The 19,686-nt window shown below is 58.9% G+C and carries 13 protein-coding genes; 10 read left to right on the plus strand and 3 right to left on the minus strand.

From position 1 onward, the window contains the following. Window positions 1-12: 12 nt before the first annotated feature. Genes ACFSR7_RS09785 through ACFSR7_RS09800 form a run of 4 tightly spaced genes read left to right on the plus strand, consistent with a single transcriptional unit; the run spans window position 13 to window position 6,149 of the window. The gene (locus ACFSR7_RS09785; RefSeq protein ID WP_378160967.1) at window positions 13-897 is read left to right on the plus strand and encodes a carbohydrate ABC transporter permease; all 885 of its coding nucleotides are present in this window, start codon (window positions 13-15) and stop codon (window positions 895-897) included. A gap of 48 nt (window positions 898-945) precedes the next feature. Beyond that, the gene (locus ACFSR7_RS09790) at window positions 946-2,580 is read left to right on the plus strand and encodes a type 2 periplasmic-binding domain-containing protein (protein ID WP_378160969.1); all 1,635 of its coding nucleotides are present in this window, start codon (window positions 946-948) and stop codon (window positions 2,578-2,580) included. Window positions 2,581-2,595: 15 nt separating this feature from the next. Beyond that, window positions 2,596-3,906: an alpha-L-fucosidase gene (locus ACFSR7_RS09795; RefSeq protein WP_378160971.1), complete on the plus strand. Its 1,311-nt coding sequence runs from the start codon at window positions 2,596-2,598 to the stop codon at window positions 3,904-3,906. Then, entirely contained in the window at window positions 3,903-6,149 is a 2,247-nt protein-coding gene (locus tag ACFSR7_RS09800; RefSeq protein ID WP_378160973.1) for an alpha-L-fucosidase, read from the plus strand. The genes ACFSR7_RS09795 and ACFSR7_RS09800 overlap by 4 nt, the downstream gene beginning before the upstream one ends. 412 nt (window positions 6,150-6,561) lie before the next feature. Here the strand turns inward: ACFSR7_RS09800 and ACFSR7_RS09805 are convergent, their stop codons facing one another. Next, window positions 6,562-7,548, minus strand: a complete 987-nt coding sequence (locus tag ACFSR7_RS09805; protein ID WP_378160975.1) for an AraC family transcriptional regulator — start codon at window positions 7,546-7,548, stop codon at window positions 6,562-6,564. A 181-nt stretch (window positions 7,549-7,729) separates the two neighbouring features. Here ACFSR7_RS09805 and ACFSR7_RS09810 point away from each other — a divergent pair, with 181 nt between their 5' ends. Next, window positions 7,730-8,467 (plus strand): SDR family oxidoreductase, encoded by a 738-nt coding sequence (locus tag ACFSR7_RS09810; RefSeq protein ID WP_378160976.1) that lies wholly within the window; start codon window positions 7,730-7,732, stop codon window positions 8,465-8,467. 123 nt (window positions 8,468-8,590) lie between these two features. Then, window positions 8,591-10,666 (plus strand): sensor histidine kinase, encoded by a 2,076-nt coding sequence (locus ACFSR7_RS09815; RefSeq protein WP_378160978.1) that lies wholly within the window; start codon window positions 8,591-8,593, stop codon window positions 10,664-10,666. Here the strand turns inward: ACFSR7_RS09815 and ACFSR7_RS09820 are convergent. After that, window positions 10,642-11,331 carry a response regulator transcription factor gene (locus tag ACFSR7_RS09820; RefSeq protein WP_378160980.1) on the minus strand — a complete coding sequence of 230 codons (690 nt, stop codon included), beginning with the start codon at window positions 11,329-11,331 and terminating at the stop codon, window positions 10,642-10,644. The genes ACFSR7_RS09815 and ACFSR7_RS09820 overlap by 25 nt on opposite strands. A 202-nt stretch (window positions 11,332-11,533) precedes the next feature. On the opposite strand from ACFSR7_RS09820, the gene ACFSR7_RS09825 reads away from it, so the two are divergent. The 3 genes from ACFSR7_RS09825 to ACFSR7_RS09835 all read left to right on the plus strand — a co-directional run bounded on the left by ACFSR7_RS09825 (window position 11,534) and on the right by ACFSR7_RS09835 (window position 17,049). Next, entirely contained in the window at window positions 11,534-13,936 is a 2,403-nt protein-coding gene (locus ACFSR7_RS09825) for a dockerin type I domain-containing protein (RefSeq protein ID WP_378160982.1), read from the plus strand. Window positions 13,937-13,941: 5 nt separating this feature from the next. After that, the gene (locus tag ACFSR7_RS09830) at window positions 13,942-16,566 is read left to right on the plus strand and encodes an S-layer homology domain-containing protein (RefSeq protein WP_378160984.1); all 2,625 of its coding nucleotides are present in this window, start codon (window positions 13,942-13,944) and stop codon (window positions 16,564-16,566) included. A gap of 159 nt (window positions 16,567-16,725) precedes the next feature. Then, entirely contained in the window at window positions 16,726-17,049 is a 324-nt protein-coding gene (locus ACFSR7_RS09835; protein ID WP_378160986.1) for a hypothetical protein, read from the plus strand. A 115-nt stretch (window positions 17,050-17,164) separates the two neighbouring features. On the opposite strand, the gene ACFSR7_RS09840 is transcribed toward ACFSR7_RS09835, so the two are convergent. Then, window positions 17,165-18,058 (minus strand): LysR family transcriptional regulator, encoded by an 894-nt coding sequence (locus tag ACFSR7_RS09840; protein WP_378160988.1) that lies wholly within the window; start codon window positions 18,056-18,058, stop codon window positions 17,165-17,167. A 116-nt stretch (window positions 18,059-18,174) separates the two neighbouring features. Here ACFSR7_RS09840 and ACFSR7_RS09845 point away from each other — a divergent pair, with 116 nt between their 5' ends. Then, entirely contained in the window at window positions 18,175-19,563 is a 1,389-nt protein-coding gene (locus ACFSR7_RS09845) for an MFS transporter (protein WP_378160990.1), read from the plus strand. Window positions 19,564-19,686: the final 123 nt, after the last annotated feature.

Below are 19,686 nucleotides of genomic sequence, written 5' to 3' on the forward strand. Positions count from 1 at the left end.
AGGGGTGAGACGATGGTTTACCGTAAAACGCGGCTCAGTCTTGCTGCGGACATAGGCCTTTACGTTTTAATGACGCTGCTCATGCTGATTACGCTGTATCCTTTTTGGACGCAGCTGGTCACCTCGTTGGAATCGGGCGCTTCCGTGTATTCGACCCGCCTGATGCTTATGCCGGAGCGCATTTCTTTCGAGGCTTACCGATTGGCCTTTCACTTTACGCCGCTGTGGACGGGGTACCTCAATACGACCGTCAGAACCGTGCTCGGCGTGCTGTGCATGCTCGTGGTGACTTCCTTGACCGCTTATCCCTTGTCCAAGAAGGACTTGCCCTTCAATCGCGCCTTGACCGGCTTTCTGCTGCTGACGATGCTTTTTACCGGCGGCCTGATCCCGAATTACTTGTTGATTCGCGAGCTGCATCTGCTGAATTCGGTATGGGCGCTCGTGCTGCCCGGGACGCTCAGCGCTTTTAACGCGTTGGTCATGCGCAATTTCTTCCGTTCCATACCCGACAGCCTGGAGGAATCGGCGCGCGTGGACGGCGCGGGTTATTTGCGAATCTACGTCTCGGTCATCCTGCCGCTGTCCGCGCCCGTGCTGGCGACGCTTGCTTTGTGGGTGGGCGTCGGTCACTGGAACGCGTGGTTCGACAGTCTGATTTATATTACCGACGGGCACAAGCAGGTGCTTCAGGTCGTCCTGCGCAAGATTCTCATCGAAAACGATACGGCGGACATGAACGCGATGATCCAGAAGATGAATACGCACAGCGAATATACGGACAGGCAGCTGCAGGCGGCGGTCGTCATGCTGTCGATCATACCGATGCTGGTCGTCTACCCTTTCGTGCAGAAGTATTTCGTCCAAGGGGTCATGGTAGGCGCTATAAAAGGCTGAGCCTTTTATATACAGATTCGAAAAACGACAATCGAGGGAGCGGTTCAGATGGATAAACAGAAGAAAAAAATCTCGATGCTGCTGGGGGCGGCGCTGCTGGCGACGACGGTGACGGCATGCGGCAACGACAATGAAGGCAATGCCGCGGCATCGTCCGGCGCGTCTAAGGCGTCGGCGTCGGCGTCGGCGTCGGCGTCGGCATCTGGCGAAAAAATGAAGCTGATGGTATGGAACTTCGACGCGGACAAGACGAATCTGGACGGGTATGCGATGAATGCGATCCGCGAGAAGTTCGGCGTCGATATCGGATTTTACAATTCGACGAACGACGCGGCGGCTATCAAGGAGAAGCTGCTGCTGCAGATCGCCTCGGGCGACATTCCGGATTGGTGGAAGGAGGTGCCGTTCGCCGATGCCGACAAGTTCGCCGATCAAGGGGCCGCGGCGGAGATTCCGATCGATATGCTGCAGCAGAACGCGCCGAAGTATATGGCCTGGATGGAGAAAAATCTGGGTGCCGATCCGATGCGGTTCGTCCGTCACGAGGACGGCAAGATCTACAATCTGCCGGTGCTGTGGACGCTCGCTTCCTCATCCGAAATCATCGGCTATCGGCAGGACTGGTTGAAGAAGGTCGGCATCTCGAAGACGCCTGAGACCGTGGAGGAGATGGAAGCGGCGCTCACCAAGTTCCGCAACGACGACCCGGACGGCAACGGGAAGAAGGACACCTACGGCATGACGGCCAGCGCCACGACGATTCAGACCATTTTCTCGTCCGTCTTCGGCGCGTACGGCGTGTATCCGGGCGCAACCGTCGATGCGGACGGCAAGGCGGTGCGGGGAGAGATCGAGCCTGGCGCCAAGGAAGCGCTCACGACGTTGAATAAATGGTTCAAGGCCGATTTGATCGATCCGGAATTTTTCGTCAACAAAGACTCCAACGTGGACGACAAAGTCATTTCCAGCAAAGTCGGCACCGTGCAAAAGTCCTGGTGGGAGTTCATCCAGCCGGAGGCGTTCTACGAAGGGAAATATTACGACCAATTGCGCAAAAACGTACCGGACGCGGATTGGGCGCTGTCCAGCGGTCCGAAAGGTCCGAGCGGCAGCTTCGGCATCACGCAGGGCAATCCGATGCTCGGAACGGGCATTCAGTTCGGCAAGCAGCTCGAGAAGGATCCCGAGAAAATGGCGGCTTATCTGAAAATGTTCGACGCGACTTCCTTCGATCTCGACCTGTACACGAAAATCCACTACGGCGAGAAAGGCAAGACGTTCGAGATCAAGAGCGACGGCACCTATGCCTACATCCCGCCTTACGACACGGACGAGGCGCGCACGAAGTTCGGCATCGGCAACTATTATCACGCGCCGGCCAGCTTCAACGATTACGACTTCCAGGCGCCGTTCATGACCCGGGGCGACCTGATGCCGGTCAAGGAAGCAGCCGCGAGCAAAGGGATCGGCAAGTACGACTTTATGACACCGCTGGCCAAGCCCGCTTACGACGAGTTCCAGGACGCGCTGACGCAGCTTACGATCAACAGCTTCATCGACTTTATCACCGGCCGCAGGCCGATCGGCGAATTCGACAAGTACGTAGCGGACTGGAAAAAGGCCGGGGGCGACAAGGTGTTGGCCGAAGCGCAGGCGACTTTGGACCAGCTCAATAAGAAATAAGAGGAGTGGATGCCCGTGCCGTCCAATCGAGAGAACGTTAACGCAGCGCGCGTCGAAATAACGGGCTTGCCCCGCAAGAAGGGAGCGCTGCAAGCCAAGGTCATTTTGCCGGAGCGGGAATCCGCCCGGTACGAGGATCCATCCTACCGTTGGCTCACTTCGGATGCCAAGGACGGGATTTATACGCCTATAGCCGGCGCTTACTACGATGTTCTGCCGCTCTCCGCGGCCGCCGTCGGCCGCTATGTCCGTTGCGAGGCTGCGCTTGTTGGCGGAGATGAGCGTCTCGTCTTGACCAGCGAAGCGATCGGACCCATTGCTGATGCATCGGGGAATCCGAATACGGATTGGCTGCACGCCGCTCGCTATGGCATCTCTCACCATTTGCTGGCGGAGTTCATGAACCGGGTGGCGCCGAACGACGACGAGAAATGGCGGGACGGGGAGAGCTGGAACGAGGTGATCGACGGCTTCGACGTCGATCGTTATGTGGAGCAGGTCGTAGAGAGCGGGGCGGGCTTCGTCATCCTGACCCTGGGTCAGAACAGCGGGTACTTGCTCTCGCCCAACGCGACCTACGATCGCATCGCCGGCCTGCAGCCCGGCGAACGCGCCTCGATACGCGATCTGCCGCTTGAGATTGCCGATGCCCTGGCGCCTCACAGCATTAAGCTGATCCTGTACGTGCCGGCCAATCCGCCGAGCAATGCGCATCTAGAAGCAGGGGATCACGCGATCAACCGGGCATTCGGTTACCCGGTAGAGGTGGCGCCGTCTCAGGAGACGCAGGCCAAGTGGCAGGCGGTTATCCGCGAATGGTCGGACCGGTACGGGGAAAAGCTGGCGGGCTGGTGGTTCGACGGCATGTGGTTCCAGGAGGCCTACGATGACCTGTCGCTGCCATGCAACTGGTACAGCCTCGCCGGCGCCGCGAAGTCGGGCAACCCGTCGCGCATCGTGGCTTTTAACGGCGGCATTTTCGCCGATCGGCTCGTCAATTCGCCGCTGGAGGATTATACGGCGGGAGAGACCAACGAGATCGGTGCATTGCCGGGGAACGGGCAATGGGCGGACGAACGGGAAGGCGTACAGTGGTTCCATTGGACGTTCCTGGGACGATTCGTCACGGATCTGGCAGGCTGGGGCAATACGGGACTGAACTGGCCGACCGGCGAGTTGACGGATTGGGTCAAGTCCGCCATCGCGATGCAGGGCGTCATTGCACTGGACGTTCACGTCAACCGGTTCGGCCGCTTTGATCCGCAGCAACGGGAGCAGCTGCAAGCCATTAAGCAAGCCATCCGCCAAGGGAGGGTTCAAGCATGACGACGCGTCAAAGACCATTTAGACGTTCTAATCGTACGTATGCGTTGGTTCTGGCTTTACTTGTTGTTCTGGCACTCATCCCGCCTCATCGCGCGCAGGCCCAGACGTACAATGCCAACACGGATTGGTTCATGCAGGGGAAATTCGGGCTGTTCGTTCAGTGGCTGTACGGCGGCGGGGATATTACGGGCGATTGGAACACGCTGGTCGACAACTTTGACGTCGATTATTTTGCGAAGCAAGTGAGCGAGACCGGGGCGAAGTACGTCATTTTTACGCTCGGGCAGAACAGCGGTTACTTCGCTTCGCCCAATGCGACTTATGACAGTCTTGTCGGGCGCACTGCTTCTACATCAAAGATGTCGACGCGGGATTTGCCGGAAGACCTGTACGACGCCCTGAATCCTTACGGCATCAAGCTGATGCTTTACTTGCCCGCCCGCTCGCCTTCGGACGACCCGGACGCGGTCGCGGCGCTCGGCGATCCGACGCCGATCTACGACCATCTGGCGCCGCAAGCCTTCCAGGCCAAGTGGGAGAGCGTCGTTCAGGAATGGTCGGACCGATACGGCGCGAAGGTGGCGGGCTGGTGGTTCGACGGGACTTACAATAACGGCGCCATGTACGGCAAACCGGATATTTCGCAAGCCTATACGGATTACACCGCCGCGCACAACTTTCAGACCTTTGCAGCCGCCGCCAAGCACGGCAATGCCGACGCGATCGTCTCCTTCGATCCGGGTCTGTCGGTAGAAGCGCCGATGACCACGTACGCGGACTATATTACGGGCGAGCAAAACCTGCTCCAATACGTGCCCTCCCAATACAACGCGGCGCCTTACTCCAGATGGATCGGCGGAGTCCAGTGGAGCGAGACGGCTTATCAGGGCTACGATTGGGCGCGCAACGGCTTCAAGTACTCGACGCCGGATTTGACCAACTATTTCTCGACTGTAACCAATCAGAGCGGTGTCATCTCCATTGGCCCGAACGTGAGCAAGGAAGGTCATATCAATTCTCCGCAGTACGCGCAGCTGGTCAACATGCATAATGCGATTGCGGGCGTAGGGCCGGGCGTGACCGTGGTGGAAGACAACGACGCGGGCATCGCCTATTCGGGAACCTGGCTGACCAGCGTCCCGTCGGGGACGGGGTACTCGGGGAACAACGGACATTTTACGACGACTGCGGGCAGCTACTCGGAATATACGTTTAACGGCACCAACGTGGTCTGGTCCGGCGTCAAAGGTCCCGATCACGGCACGGCGGACGTCTATATCGACGGCGCGCTGGACAATTCGGTCGATTTATACGCGGCCCATCGCTTCGTCAACACGGAGATTTACTCCAAGGTCGGTCTGACGAACGGCCCGCATACGATCAAGATCGTCGCCCGGAGCGACAAAAACAGCGCTTCGACGGGCACCTACGTAGAAGTGGATCGCTTCAATATTACGACGGGGACGCCGACGGTCATCGACGATACGGCCAGCGGGTTTACCTACGCCGGCACGTGGCTGACCAGCGTACCTTCGGGAACCGGTTATTGGAACAATACGGGCCATTTCTCGACGACTGGCGGCAGCTATGCGCAATATGCGTTTAACGGCGCAAGCATCGAATGGTACGGCGCCATCGGTCCGGATCACGGCAAAGCCGACGTGTATATCGACGGCACGCTCGATCAGACCGTCGATCTCTACAATGCCAATCGGCATATCGATAATCAAATCTACGTTAAGCGCGGACTCTCGAACGGGGCGCATACGATCAAGATCGTCGCGCGTAGCGACAAGAGCGCGGCTTCGACCGGCTATTACGTGGAGGTCGACCGGCTGAACAGCTCGAAGGGCACGCCGATCGTCACCTGGGACGACGGCAACTCGCAGCTGGCTTATTCCGGCACGTGGAGCACAGGAATCTCGACCGGAACCGGCTATTATCGCGATACCGGCCATCACACGACCTCGACCGGCGCGTATATGCAAGTCAGCTTCACGGGAACGAGCGTCGAATGGCGCGGCAAGACGGACGCCGACCACGGGATGGCCGACGTCTACATCGACGGCGTGCTGGACCAGACGGTCGATCTGTACAGCGAAGAACGCTTCACCGATGTGGCCGTCTACCGCAAGCAAGGCCTGACGAACGGCACGCATACGATCAAGGTGGTGGCCAAGAACAGCAAAAACGTGAGATCGACGAATTATTATGTAGAAGTGGATGCCTTGTCGTTCCAGTAAAACAAGTTACCTTAGCAGCCCTGGGCCGCTCCGAATGGAGCGACCCAGGGCTGCTTGCGCGCGGTTGCTTCCGATAGGGGGGCAGACGGGGGAGGCGCGAGCCGGCGAGGCATTTGGTGCGAGTACCATTGCAGGTGTGCAGATTCGGTACGGGGTCGGTGCAAGCGGCGGTGTCGAGCGGGAAGTTGCAATACCTGCAAACGTGCATCTTTTTTCTTCCAAACGCACCAGTATGAGTCCGATACCTGCGAAAATGCAGGTATTTCAGCCCGCTCGCAGCCAAACGCGCTTATCTTGAGAAAATAACTGCATATTCGCAGGTATTTTCTCAGACCTCGTTCCCTCGTGTTATAAAACTGCATATTTGCATCTATCTCGCGCGGGCCATCCTCGCAACCCTTGCAAGAACGGCCTATAGCGAATATTCTCCTCTGTCCGCTCCGCCGGCACTTTGAAAGCCGTCCGTTCCGCCGCCCGCGCCGCTCGCCCCCACGGCCGCTGCCTCGCGAAGCTCCTGGATGTCCTGCATCGGCGGCCGGCCGTACAAGCGGGCGTATTCCCGGCTGAATTGAGACGGGCTCTCGTAACCTACGCGAAAAGCCGCCTCGGACGCCGGTGCGGCTTCCGTCAACATGAGTCGTTTCGCTTCCTGCAGACGCACCGTCTTCTGATATTGCAGCGGACTCATCGCGGTGACGCGCTTGAAGTGCTTGTGGAACGCCGACACGCTCATGTTAACGGCGCCAGCCAGCTCTTCGACGCGAAGCGGACGCTGGTATTGCCTGTTGATCAACCGGACAGACTGGGCGATAAGGTGCGATTGGCTGCCGACCGTCGCGAACGAGCGAAGGAGCGGACCTTGCTCGCCTTGGAGCAGGCGGTACAACATCTCGCGGATGACGAGGGGAGCGAGCGCCGGGACGTCCTTCGGTGCATCGAGCAGCTCGACCAGCCGACAGGCGGCTTCGAGCAAGGCGGGGGACATGCGGCTCACGGTAATGCCGCGGACCGGCTCCGAAGAGACGAGTTCGGGAGGCCGGATCTCGCCGGCGACGTCCAGAATGACGTCGGCATCGAAGCACAGCTTCAGGCTTAAATAGGGAATCTCGGGCGAAGCCTCGACGATCTTGCCGAAGATCGGCAGCTCGACGGAGGTCACAAGGTACGTCATCGGATCGTAAGTATAGGTTCCGTCTGCCAGGGCGGCCGTTTTGGCGCCCTGCGCCACGATGCAGATGGAGGGCTTATAGACGGACTCCAGCGGTTCGGACGTTCGCACGGCATGCAGCAGCGTCAAATCCGGTATGGCCGTTCGATGCGTGCCGCTTCTCGGAGCATGGCGCTGAATGGCATTCGCCAATCGCCGCCGGGCCTGCTCCATGCGCGAAGTTTCATTCATCGGTCGACGGCTCCTTCCCGCGCGCTTCGCGTTTTTTTTCATCATACCCGGTTCGAAGAGAAATAGGCAAGGATCGAAGACGTCTGTTCTACCCTGTGAGAGCCAAGCTTTCCTATAATGAGGATACGAGGTCGGACGCAGTCAGCGTGGCGGCCGTTTAAACCAAAAGGAGAGATTCGATATGGAATTGCAGGGAAAAGTCGCGATCGTCACAGGGGCATCGAGAGGAATCGGGCGGCAGATCGCCATTCAGCTGGCAGGCTCCGGCGCGAAGGTGATCGTCAATTATGCTTCGAATCCGGGCAAGGCGGAGGAGGTCGTCGAGACCATTAAGCAAGCCGGCGGCGAAGCGATCGCCATCGGCGCCGACGTAAGCAAGGTGAGCGACGTCGAAGCATTGTTCGAGCGGACGCTCGGGCAATACGGCCGCGTCGACATCGTCGTCAACAATGCCGGCATCATGGACAACGCGGCGATCGCGGACGTGACGGAGGCGGCGTTCGACCGTCAATTCGCCATCAACGTAAAAGGAACATACTTCGCTTGCCAGCAAGCGATGAAGCATATGTCGCCGGGCGGATCGATCATCAACTTCTCGACCTCCGTAGCCGGCGCGATGCTGCCGACGTACAGCGTCTATGCGGCGACCAAGGGCGCCGTCGAGCAATTGACCCGCCAACTGGCCAAGGAATTCGGTCCCAAGGACATCACGATCAACTGCATCGCGCCGGGGCAGGTATCGACCGAGCTGTTTCTCACCGGGAAGTCGGAAGAACTGGTTGAATCGTTCCGTCGGATGAACGCCTTCGGACGTCTGGGGGAGCCGGAGGACATCGCGAACGCGGTGGAGCTGCTCGCCGGAGACAGAGGGCGTTGGATTACCGGACAGACGATTCGCGTGAACGGCGGATTCAATTGATTTTCCGGTAAAATTCGTTTACCCGCAGGCAAGCGTGAAGTATGCTTACAGCATATTCGCGTATTTTGTCGAACGTAGAGGCGGGATCGGATGCAAGGAAGATCGGTTGGAAGACTATGGCCGTTGTTGCTGCTGTTGCTGCTGGTCGCGGGTGCGGCATCGCTGCCGCAGCGGGCGTTTGCGGCAGGGGTGGGCGACGTTCGACCGCAGAAGCAGTCGCAGACGCAATCACAGCCGCCTGCGACAGGCGGCACCCTGCAGATCGGCGACGATGCCGAAGCCGGCGGGCAGAAAATCGCGCTTGACGGCGAGTGGGAATTTTACTGGAACAAGCTGCTCGACCCGCAGGACCTGCAATTAAACGATGTCCAGCCTTCCTACCGGACGGTTCCCTCCTCGTGGGACGCGCACGGGTACGGAACCTACCGGCTGCTGCTTCGCGTACCGGCCTCCGACGTCGGCCAGGGCAAGGCGCTCTTTATCCGTTCCGTCGGGAGCGCCTACCGGCTGTGGATCGACGGTACGGAGATGGAAGGTCTGGGCAAAGTGGGCACCGCACTGGGCGAAGAGCGCCCGCAGGCGCATATCAACATGGTGTTTTTCCAGCCTCGCGACCGGACGGTTGAGATCGTGATGCAGGTGTCCAACTACTCGTTCCGCGAAGGCGGGATTAACCGCGACATCGTGTACGGCGATACGGCCGCGCTCATTCCGTTCGTCCTCAAGGAACTCCTGATCGATATTTGCGTCATCGGCGGCTTTCTGATGATCGGCATTTATCATCTGATCCTCTTCGCCATGCGCAGGAGAGACCAGGCGACGCTGTGGGTCGGTCTGCTGGCGTTGGCTGTGTCGCTGCGGACGCTGTTTATCAACGGCTACGTGTCTACGCAGCTGCTCGGCATCGAGAGCTGGGAGCTGCTCGTCAAGCTCGAATATATAAGCGAGATCGGCGGTCTAGTCGCCTGCGTCTTCTTGATGAAGCGGCTGTACCCGCAGGAGACGGGTCGTTGGATAGCGAGAATCTCGCTCACCGTCGCGTTGGCGCTGGCGCTGTTCGTCGCGCTTACGCCCGCCCGTGTCTACACGGAGACGATGCTCCTTCAGACTGTCGTCAAGGCGGCGGTGCTGCTTTATTTTTTGTTTTATGTCGGCGTGCGGGCTTATTTGAGAAAAAGAGAAGGCGCGCTTATCCATCTCATCGCGCTGGGTATCATCGTGGCAGCTTCGATGAACGATATGCTGTATTATCTGAGGCTGGCCGATACGCCGGAGCTGCTCGGATACAGCGTCATTCCTTTTATTATGGCGCAGGCGATCATCGTATCGTACCGCTATACGCAGCTGTCGACGCGCAATAATATGTTGCTGGCGGAGATGAACCGGTTGAACGCGGACTTGGAGCATAAGGTGGCGCTGCGCACGCACAGCCTCCGCGAGGCGAACGACAGCCGAACGAAGATGCTGCTGAACATCGCGCACGACTTGGGAACGCCCCTTGTCGGCATACAGACGTATCTGCAATTGATGCTGCGAGGAAAAGCCGGGGCGGATCGGGAGGCGCTGACGCAGCAGCTGCTTGATCATACCGGGTATATGAAACGCCTCGTCGACGACCTGTTCGAGCTGTCCAAGCTGGAATCGGGCGGACAGGCCTTCCAGTTCGAGCCTATCGTCATGGGAACCTGGCTTGAAGCGGCGTATCGCAAGCTCGAGTCGGATCTGAGTCACGCGGGCATGGCGCTGCGCCGGGGGATATGGCACACGGCTGCGGAGAACGGCGAGGAAGCGGTCGCCTCGATCGACCCGGTCCGCATCGCGCAGGCGATGCAAAATTATATCGACAATGCGGTCAAGTTCAGCAGGGGCGTCAGCGAGGTGCTCGAGCTCGAGGCGTACGTCCGGCCGGATTCGGCGCATCCGCAAGGCGCGCTCGTCATCGCCGTGCGCGATTATGGCGTCGGCATCGCGGAAGAGGAACAGCCCCACGTGTTCCGCCGCTTCTACACGCAGCGGGAAAACAATGAAGGCGGCAGCGGCCTCGGACTGGCGATCGTAAAGGAAATCGTCGAGCGGCACGGAGGCGCGGTCGGCGTCGACAGCAAAGAGGGGGCGGGAAGCACGTTTAGCATCGCGCTGCCGCTGTTGCCGTGCGCCGAGGCGGGGCGTTCGCTTCAGGTACCTGAATCAAAGCCGTGAATATATTCGTTCAACAGCCGGGCGGCATCGTGCCGGCTGTTTGCGTTTAATTTATCGTAAATGACGGTCAGCTTGTTTTTCACCGTGCCTTCGGTGAGCGCGAGTCTGGCCGCGATTTCTTTGTTGGACAGCTTGAGCAGCAGGAGCGAGATCATCTGCCTCTCCTTGTCGGTGAACCGCGTGTCGTTCGCCATGAACCGGTTCATCATTTGCTGCTGCCGCACAGTCTGCGAGTTATTGACGGCGTAGCGGGCGACCTTGGCCGCGACCTCCGCCGGCAGGACGAACGCATCGTTTGCGGCATCGCGGATCGTCCGGATCAGCTTATCGACATCCAGACTTTTAAGCAAATACCCGTTCGCCCCGCTCGCCAGCCCTTCGAATATATATTCCTCTTCATTAAATGTCGTCAAGATGACAATCCGCACCTGATCGTCCTGCTTGCGAATCTCCTTGATGCACGCGATCCCGTCCATCTTGGGCATTTGCACGTCCATGAGGATGATGTCGGGTTGGAGCCGCTCCCAGCAATCAAGCGCATCCAGGCCGTTCGCGGCCGTGCCTACGACGTTCAAGTCATCCTCGCTGTCGATCGCCAGCTGCAGTCCTCCCCGCATTAACGCATTGTCCTCCACGATGAGCACGTTCCATGTTTTTGTCGGCACGATGTAGGTCCTTTCCGCTGCATGGGATGCGCAGGACGAAGTGACTAAAGGTCACTATTATAGTGTCTTTCCGTTACTAGGCTTCGTGTACGGTCTCCATTATACTTCATTTCGTTATGGGGAAATTGTATGAATTTGTCGACATTGGGGACCGGACGGAGTTTTCCGGGAGAGCGATACCATGTTATGGGGAGGAATCCGCTTGACTATCAGAAAGAAGAAATTTTGGAGTGTCTGCGCAGGCACGCTGGCTTTACTGCTTTTGACGGTGTCCATATTGAGCCATTCGTCGGCTTCAGCAGCGTCCTGGGCCTTCATCGACGGCAACGGCGAGAGCGGTATTAACGCGGACGTGAGCCAAAATGCACAAATTCCAGCGATGGTAGAATTCAACGGCTCGCTTTATGCGTCGTGGGCGGAATCTTTCGGGCAGACGACACAAATTCGGATTAAAAAGTACGACGACGAAACCAATAACTGGATGGATGCCAATAACGGCAATCCGCTTAACTATTCGTTAGGCCAAGAAGCGAAAAATCCTTCGTTGGCCATATACAACGGCGAGTTGTATGTCGCATGGGAAGAAGTCGGACCGATGTGGCAGATACGCGTCAAAAAGCTCAGCGGTTCATCTTGGACGTCGGTCGACGGCAACGGTGCGAACGGTCTGAACTTCAATCCGAACATCAATGCCCGGGATGCCAAGCTTGTCGTATACAACAACGCTTTATATTTGCTTTGGGACGAGTCGACAGGAATCAAGACGCTCATATGGATGCGAAAGTATAACAATGATGGAGCCACCTGGAGTCTGACGAACGGGACGCCGCTGAATTATGATGAGAGTCACGCTGCGCAATATCCCGAGGCGGCCATCTGGAACGGCAAGCTGTATGCCACCTGGCATGAGGCGGACGACAATTATAAATACCAGGTTCGCGTCAAAGCGTATGACGGCACGAGCTGGACCTCCGCAGACGGGGGGGGAACAAGCGGTCTTAATGTAAACGTCGGCATGTCCGGGATGAGACCCAGACTGGCCGTGTACGGTGCCGGTTCGGAACCTTCCAATTTGTACGCGACCTGGGTGGAGTCGATCGATAACGGCAGCGAGATTCGCGTAAAAAAGTTTGACGGCACGACCTGGACATCAGCGGACGGCGGAGACCCAGTCAAAGGGATTGCCACCCATAGGCAATACGAAAGAGACTCTTTTGCCAGATTCGCCGTGTACGACGGTAAGTTGTACGCGATTTGGGCGCAGAATTACTTCAGTATCAATACGATACGCGCAAAAAAGTATGACGGGACCAGTTGGACCTCCGCTGAGCCGGCGAGCGGGAATGGCTTGAACAAGGATGCGACGAAGAGTTCAAATTATGGCGATTTAGTCGTTCATTCTCACGGCGGCGACAGTGGCCTGTACGCGATATTCTTGGAGAGCAACGGTACCGCCAATCAAGTAAGAGTGGTGCGGATGGGGCCGGATAATGAAGCGCCGACGGCGAGCAGCGTGAGCTTCACGGGGTCGTTAAAGGTAGGCAACACGTTGACAGGCACGTACGCTTACGCAGATGCGGAGAGCGATGCGGAGTTGGGGACGGCGTTCAAGTGGTATACGGCTAACGACGCGGCAGGCGCCGGTAAGACGGCGATCGCGGGAGCGACCTCGTCCACGTTGGCGCTGACCAGTGCCCAGGCGAACAAGTATATCATCTTTGAAGTGACGCCGGGAGCGGCGACGGGGACGAATATCGGAACGCCAGTCGCTTATACAAGCACGGCGGCGGTCGCGGCGAACGCGGCGCCGACGGCGAGCGCGGTGAGCTTCACGGGCACGTTGAAGGAAGGCAACACGCTGACCGGCACGTATACGTACGCGGATGCGGAGAGCGATGCGGAGTTGGCGACGGCGTTCAAGTGGTATACGGCCACCGACGCGGCAGGTACGGGGAAGACGGTAATCGCGGGAGCGACCTCGTCTACGCTGACGCTGACGAACGCGCAGGTGGGCAAGTTCATTATTTTCGAAGTAACGCCGGGAGCGGCGGCAGGTACGGCTTCCGGAACCGCGACGACCTTCACGGGCAACTCGGCGGTCGCGGCGAACGCCGCGCCGGTCGTGAGCGGCGTCCATATTACCGGAGGCATTAAATTGAGCCAGATTTTGACGGGTTCTTACGCTTACGCGGACCTTGAAGGAGACGCGGAAGGTTTGCCGATCTTCAAGTGGTACGCGGCTGACGACGCTGCGGGCTCGAACAAGACGGCTATCGCCGGCGCGACCGGCATTAAGCTGGAGCTAATGGCGGCTCAGTACCGCAAATACATCACCTTCGAGGTGACCCCGGTCGCGGCGGCGGGTACGCTAACGGGCACGCCTGTCGAGAGCGAGGCGCTCGGACCGGTCGGCGTTCTTAAAGGAGACGCCAACGGCGACGGTATCGTCACGCCTGCCGATGCGCTCATCGTCAACAAGTATGTCGCGGGCAAGATGACGCTGACCGACGAGCAGAAGCTCATGCTTGACATCGACGACGACGGCGACGTCGACGCGAACGACGCGAAGCTCATTCTAAACATTTATAACGGCAAGGGGGCTTGAGGGCGATGAATAAACAATCCGTCACGAATCGGCAATCCGCCTCTCGCCGACTGGTCGCGCTGGCTATGGCCCTATGCTTGCTCTTCGGCCTGATGCCTGCCGCGCAAGCGGGACCGATGCAGCTCTTCAAGGCTGAGGTCGCGGATACTGCAGGTGTCGGAGGCCAGTCGGTCGCAGTCTCGGTCTATCTGGAGCCGGGTCTCGTAGCTGATTATGACGATGCCTACTGGGCATATACGCTGAATTTGACGTACGATACGAATGTGCTGACGCTGTCGGCTCCAGTCGCCGATGAAGCGGCTGCGCAACAGTTCCAAGCGGATACGTCGACGGCGGGCGCTGTCGGTATCGAAGCGGAATCGTTCGGCGATTTCGGCTTCATCTCCGAGCGGCAGAAGGTCGTTACATTGAACTTCACGATCAACAAGGACGCAGCGCCGGGCGATACGGCCGTCACGCTGACGTCCGCATCGTACACGATCGATCAGGATCCGGTGAATATCGTGTCTCTGACGTCCGGCACGGTGAACGTAATGAACGACGCGCCGACGGCGGGGAGCGTCGCCATCGCCGGCACGCCAACGGTCGGACAGACGCTGACAGGCGGTTACGCGTATGCGGACCGGGAAGGCAACGCCGAAGGAACGTCGACTTATCAATGGTACGCGGCGTCCGATGCCGCGGGTACGGATAAGACGGCAATCGAAGGCGCGACGGCGAACACGCTGGAGACGACAGCAACGTTGACGGGCAAGTACGTATTCTTCGAGGTGACGCCAATCGCGACGGGCGGAGCGACTGCGGGCGCTGCGGCGCTTAGTGCGGTCGCAGGACCGGTAGAGGCTGTGAAGGAGACGGCGGCGGTGACGATCGGTCGAGTTTCCGGCCTGCCGGGAGCAACCGTCGATGTGCCGGTGACGCTGGCGGCCGCTTCGGCGCCGATTGGCTCGTACGGCATGAAGATCGGGTTCGACGAGGAGGCGCTTGAGGTGACCGGCATCGCCGGTCCCGGCGGCGAACTGTTCGACGGCGGCTTCGACAACGAGGCGGGCTGGATGAAGGCGGCCTGGGCCGACATCGCCGGCGGCGACGAAGCGCTAGAAGCAGGCGACAAGCTGTTCACCGTGACGTTCAAGATCAAGGCCGACGCGACGTACGGTGCCAAGGCGCTGACCGTTGCCGACGAGGCGGATCTGCGGCAGTTCTCCGTGACGGACGCGGATGCCAATGAAACGACGAAGACGCTGACGGCTGGCAGCGTAGAGGTCTACGCGCCGTCGACGGCGCAGCCGGACAAGGAGATCATCACGGTCGACGTGAAGGATGGCGGGGCGGCAGGCGGCGGCGCGGTCGCGAAGGCGCAGATCGAGCGCACGAAGAAGGCGGACGGCACGAAGAGCGACAAAGTCGTGCTGACGGCTGAACAGGCGAAGCAGACGGTGGCGAGCATCGTGGCCGCAGGGTCGAAGATGGCGAACATCGTCATTCCGGACGCGAAGGACGAAGTGTCCGAAGTAAACGTGACCGTGCCCAAGGATGCGGGACAGCTGATCCGGGACGCGAAGATCGGCCTCGGCATCGTGACGGACAACGTGAAGGTGCAAATCCCTGCAGCGTCGCTGCAAGGCTTCGAGGATGAACTGTACTTCCGCTTCGTGCCGATCAAGAGCGAAGCGGGCAAGCAGGAGGTAAAGACGCGCGCCGAGCAGGACAAGCTCGTGCTGGCGGCGGCAGGCGAGCTGGGCGTTAAGGTTATCGGCCGTCCGATGACGATCGAGACGAACCTGCAAAATCGCGAAGTAACGCTGGTCATGCCGTTGAAGGGCGTGCAGCTGAGCCAGAATGAACTGGCGAACATGGCGATTTACGTGGAGCACAGCGATGGAACCAAAGAACTGCTGTATGGCAAAATCGTCTCGTACAATGAGACGGGCAGCGAGCAGGGCATCGAATTTACGGTGAGCAAGTTCAGTACGTTCACGCTCGTGCAGACGACTGGCGAAACGCATGACGCGTATATCAAGGGCTACGACGACGGCACGTTCCGTCCGGATCGCACGATCACGCGCGCGGAGATCGCGGCGATTCTGTCGCGCACGGTGACGCTGCCGGCGACGGCGGCCGATATCGCATACAACGATGTGGCTGGCGGCTACTGGGCCAAGGATGTTATCTCATCGGTAACGACGATGGGACTGATGAAGGGCTACGCAGACGGCACGTTCGGCGCGGACAAGCCGATCACACGCGCCGAGTTGGCAAGCCTGGCGGCGAAACTGTTGGATGGCGCTGCGACGGGGACGACCGCCGAACCTAACGCTGGAAGGGGCTTCACGGATACCGCCGGCACGTGGGCGGAATCGGCGATCAAGCAAGTGCAAAGCGCCGGCATCATCAAGGGCTACGCGGACGGCAGCTTCCGTCCGGACAAGCCTTTGACGCGCGCCGAGGCAGTCGCGATCGTGAATAAGCTGCTCGATCGCGACGGTTCATCCGCGCAGGCGGCGGGCCATACATGGCGAGATGTTCCCGGCACGCACTGGGCATACGCCGACATCCTCGAAGCGTCGGTAACGCACCGGTACACGACGGATGCCGATGGCCGCGAGCAATGGGACACAAACAATTAATGCAAGCTGCGGAAATCCTCATCCCGAGGGTTTCCGTTTTTTGATGCGCAGGTCACAATCGCAGCAGCGCAGGACACAGAGTTGGCGGAAATGGAATGGAGGGCCGACTAAACTAAAGAAAGGCGTAATGCCTATATATGAATCGAGGAGCGTGTGATGATGAAATTGGCGAAAAAGGCGGGCATAGCGCTGGCGGCGGCCATGCTGCTGGCGTCCGCGACGTCGGCGAGCGCGGCGACCAATATGCGCGTGATGTACAAGGGGCCAGATTTTGTAGCGATGCTATGGGACTATTCGCCGGGAGAGAATGCGAGTACCGTGTACAACGTGTTTAAAAACGGAACGCTGGTCTACTCGGGGCCGGCCTATAGCTATACCGCATACGGGTTAACCTCTTGTACCGATTACACGTTTACGGTCGTGCCGCAATATTATACCTCCGCTCCCACGTCGCTGAGCGTCAAGACGACCTGCTACCCTTGATCGAACCGCAGGACCCGGCCCCGGCCGGGTCTTATTGCGAGCAAGCCCCTCTTTATGGACAGCTGTGCTCCCGAATGTCCTGCCGATTTCGTTTTCATTTGACCCCGTTGATCATTTAGCCTCTCAACGAGCGCTCGGATTGTGACTCGAAATAGCCGAAGACGACCTCGCGAAAATCTAGCGCAGCCTCGGACAGGTATCTGCTCTCGTGCCATAACAAAGCAATCTCCCGCGTCAATCCGGCATCCTCCAGCGAGAGATAACGGACATTGGCCTGCGGGTACCTTGCCGTGCCCGGCATAAAAGCGATGCCGATATCGGCTTCGACAAGGGCGCTCAGCCTTGCGGGCTCATTACCCTCGTACACGTATCGAGGGGCGAATTCGGCAGCATCGCAGACGGCATCCAACCAATCGCGCGTGCCATAGCCCTTCTTTACGCCGACAAACCATTCGTCACGAAGCTCCCCCAACGATACGCTGTTTCGATCCGCCAGCCGATGTCCCTTCGGAACCGCCAGAACGAAAGGGTCGTCGAATACGACCTGACAGCGAATGCCCTCCTCCTCGACAGCCGGCGACGTAATGCAGAAGTCAACCTCTCCGCGACGAAGCAGCGCGATCATCTCCGTCAGATTCGCCATTTGCGCATGGAAATGGACGGAAGGACGCCTTTTCCGAAACGCCTTCAAAATGCCGGGCAGCGTGCTCGCGGTCGTCATCGCCAGCTTAAGCGTACTTTCCTTCTGATCAGTCAGATCGCTTAACTCCTGCTTCCCTTGCTCCAGTTCGAACAGCGCCCGTTCCGCACGGCGCAGAAACCGGCTGCCGAACGCGTTCAACCGCAGCTGCCTGCCCGTTCGGTCGAACAACGGCACGCCGAGGCTCTCCTCCAGGCGCTGGATCGTTTTGCTGAGCGACGACTGCGTCACATGCAGGCTCCGCGCGGCTTCGGTCATATGCTCCAGGCGGGCGACCGCGATAAAGTATTGCAGCTGAAGAAGCTCCATACCGACCCTCCATTCATTCCTTATAATCAATGCAATTATAGCTTTAAATGCGTTGGAGTAAATGGATGGCGTTAAGTAAGATGGCTATAGAACGGTTTTTGGAGGGGGATGCATAAATGGATGTTCGCAGCAGAAAGCTGTTGATCGCGATCGGATTGGGCGTTTTATTGAATCCGTTAAATTCTTCGATGATCGCCGTCGCGATCGCGCGGGTGCAGCAAGTTTACAAGCTCGATTATACGGAAGTCTCCTGGATCATCTTTTCTTTTTATTTGGCGAGCGCGATCGCCCAGCCTGTTATGGGCAAGGTCAGCGATTTATTCGGCCGCAGAAAAATTTTCCTCGCGGGTCTCGTCGTAGCCTTCGTCTCCTCGATGCTGGCCCCGCTGTCTCCGAGCTTCGGATGGCTGATCGCGGCGCGTGTCGTGCAGTCCGTCGGAACGAGCATGCTGGTCGCGGTCGGCATGGCGATCGTAAGAATGCACGTGACGGAAAAGCAGGCGACGGCACTGTCCGTGCTGTCGGTATTTTTGTCGGGAGCGGCGGCGATCGGTCCTTTTGCGGGGGGCGTTTTGCTGGCGCGGTGGGACTGGCATGCGATCTTTATCGTCAATATTCCGTTCGTGGCGGCGAGCTTCCTGCTGGCGAGGCGTGCGATTCCCGCGGACGGTCCGGCGGGAGAGTCTGGCAAGCTATCTCTTCGAAAATGGGCGGCGAGAATCGATGCGATCGGGATTCTGCTTTTTACGGCGGGATTGCTAGGACTGCTCATAGGCTTGCTGTCTATCAAATCGTCCGGGCATGCCTCATATTGGAACGTTGCCGTCGGGGCGATCGGAATTGTGTCGCTGGCAGCATTTGCGAGGCATGAGCTGACGGCAGCCGCGCCGTTTATTCCGCTGCGCGCCTTTGCCAAGTACCCGGCCATGACTTGGGTCAATGTTCAATACCTGCTCGTTAACCTGCTTTTTTATGCACTCTTCTTCGGCGTTCCCTCATATCTGCAGACGGTTCGCCATGTCGGCGAGTTCCATGCGGGGCTTCTGATGCTGACCCTGGGATTGTGCTCGCTTGTCGCTTCTCCGTTCGCGGGCAAATGGATTGACAAGTCGGGACCGAGGCCCGCGCTGCTTGCGGCCGCCATGCTGATGCTGTTCGGCTCATTGTGGCTTGTTACACTGGGCGAGTCCTCGCCGGTAATCGGCGTGGGCCTGCCGTTGGCAGCGTTCGGGACCGGCAACGGACTGAACGCGGTCGGCATGCAGGCCGTCCTGTTTAACAGCACGCCCAAGGATCTGACCGGCGTAGCCGCGGGCCTATTCAATACATCGAGATATCTCGGGACGATTCTATCTTCGCTGCTGACAGGCCTGATCATGGGCGGGACGTTCAGCTTTGCCGGCTTCCGCCAGCTCGGCGTCTTCCTCGCAGTGATCGCGCTGGTCCTGGTCTTGATGAACTTGCGGCGCAGCGCGTCCGCGCTGGCGGCGGTCGTCCGGGATTAGCCGGTTAGTAGGCGGGAAGAAAGGTCGTCGGCGCGGCGACTCCGTAGATGCACAATAAATGTGCACGGTGGCGTAGGCCAGCCAAGAACGGGAGACTAGCGAAGCGGTTATCGTATTCCGGTG

The organism is Cohnella sp. GCM10020058 (genome assembly GCF_042683485.1).
Taxonomy (GTDB): Bacteria; Bacillota; Bacilli; order Paenibacillales; family Paenibacillaceae; genus Cohnella.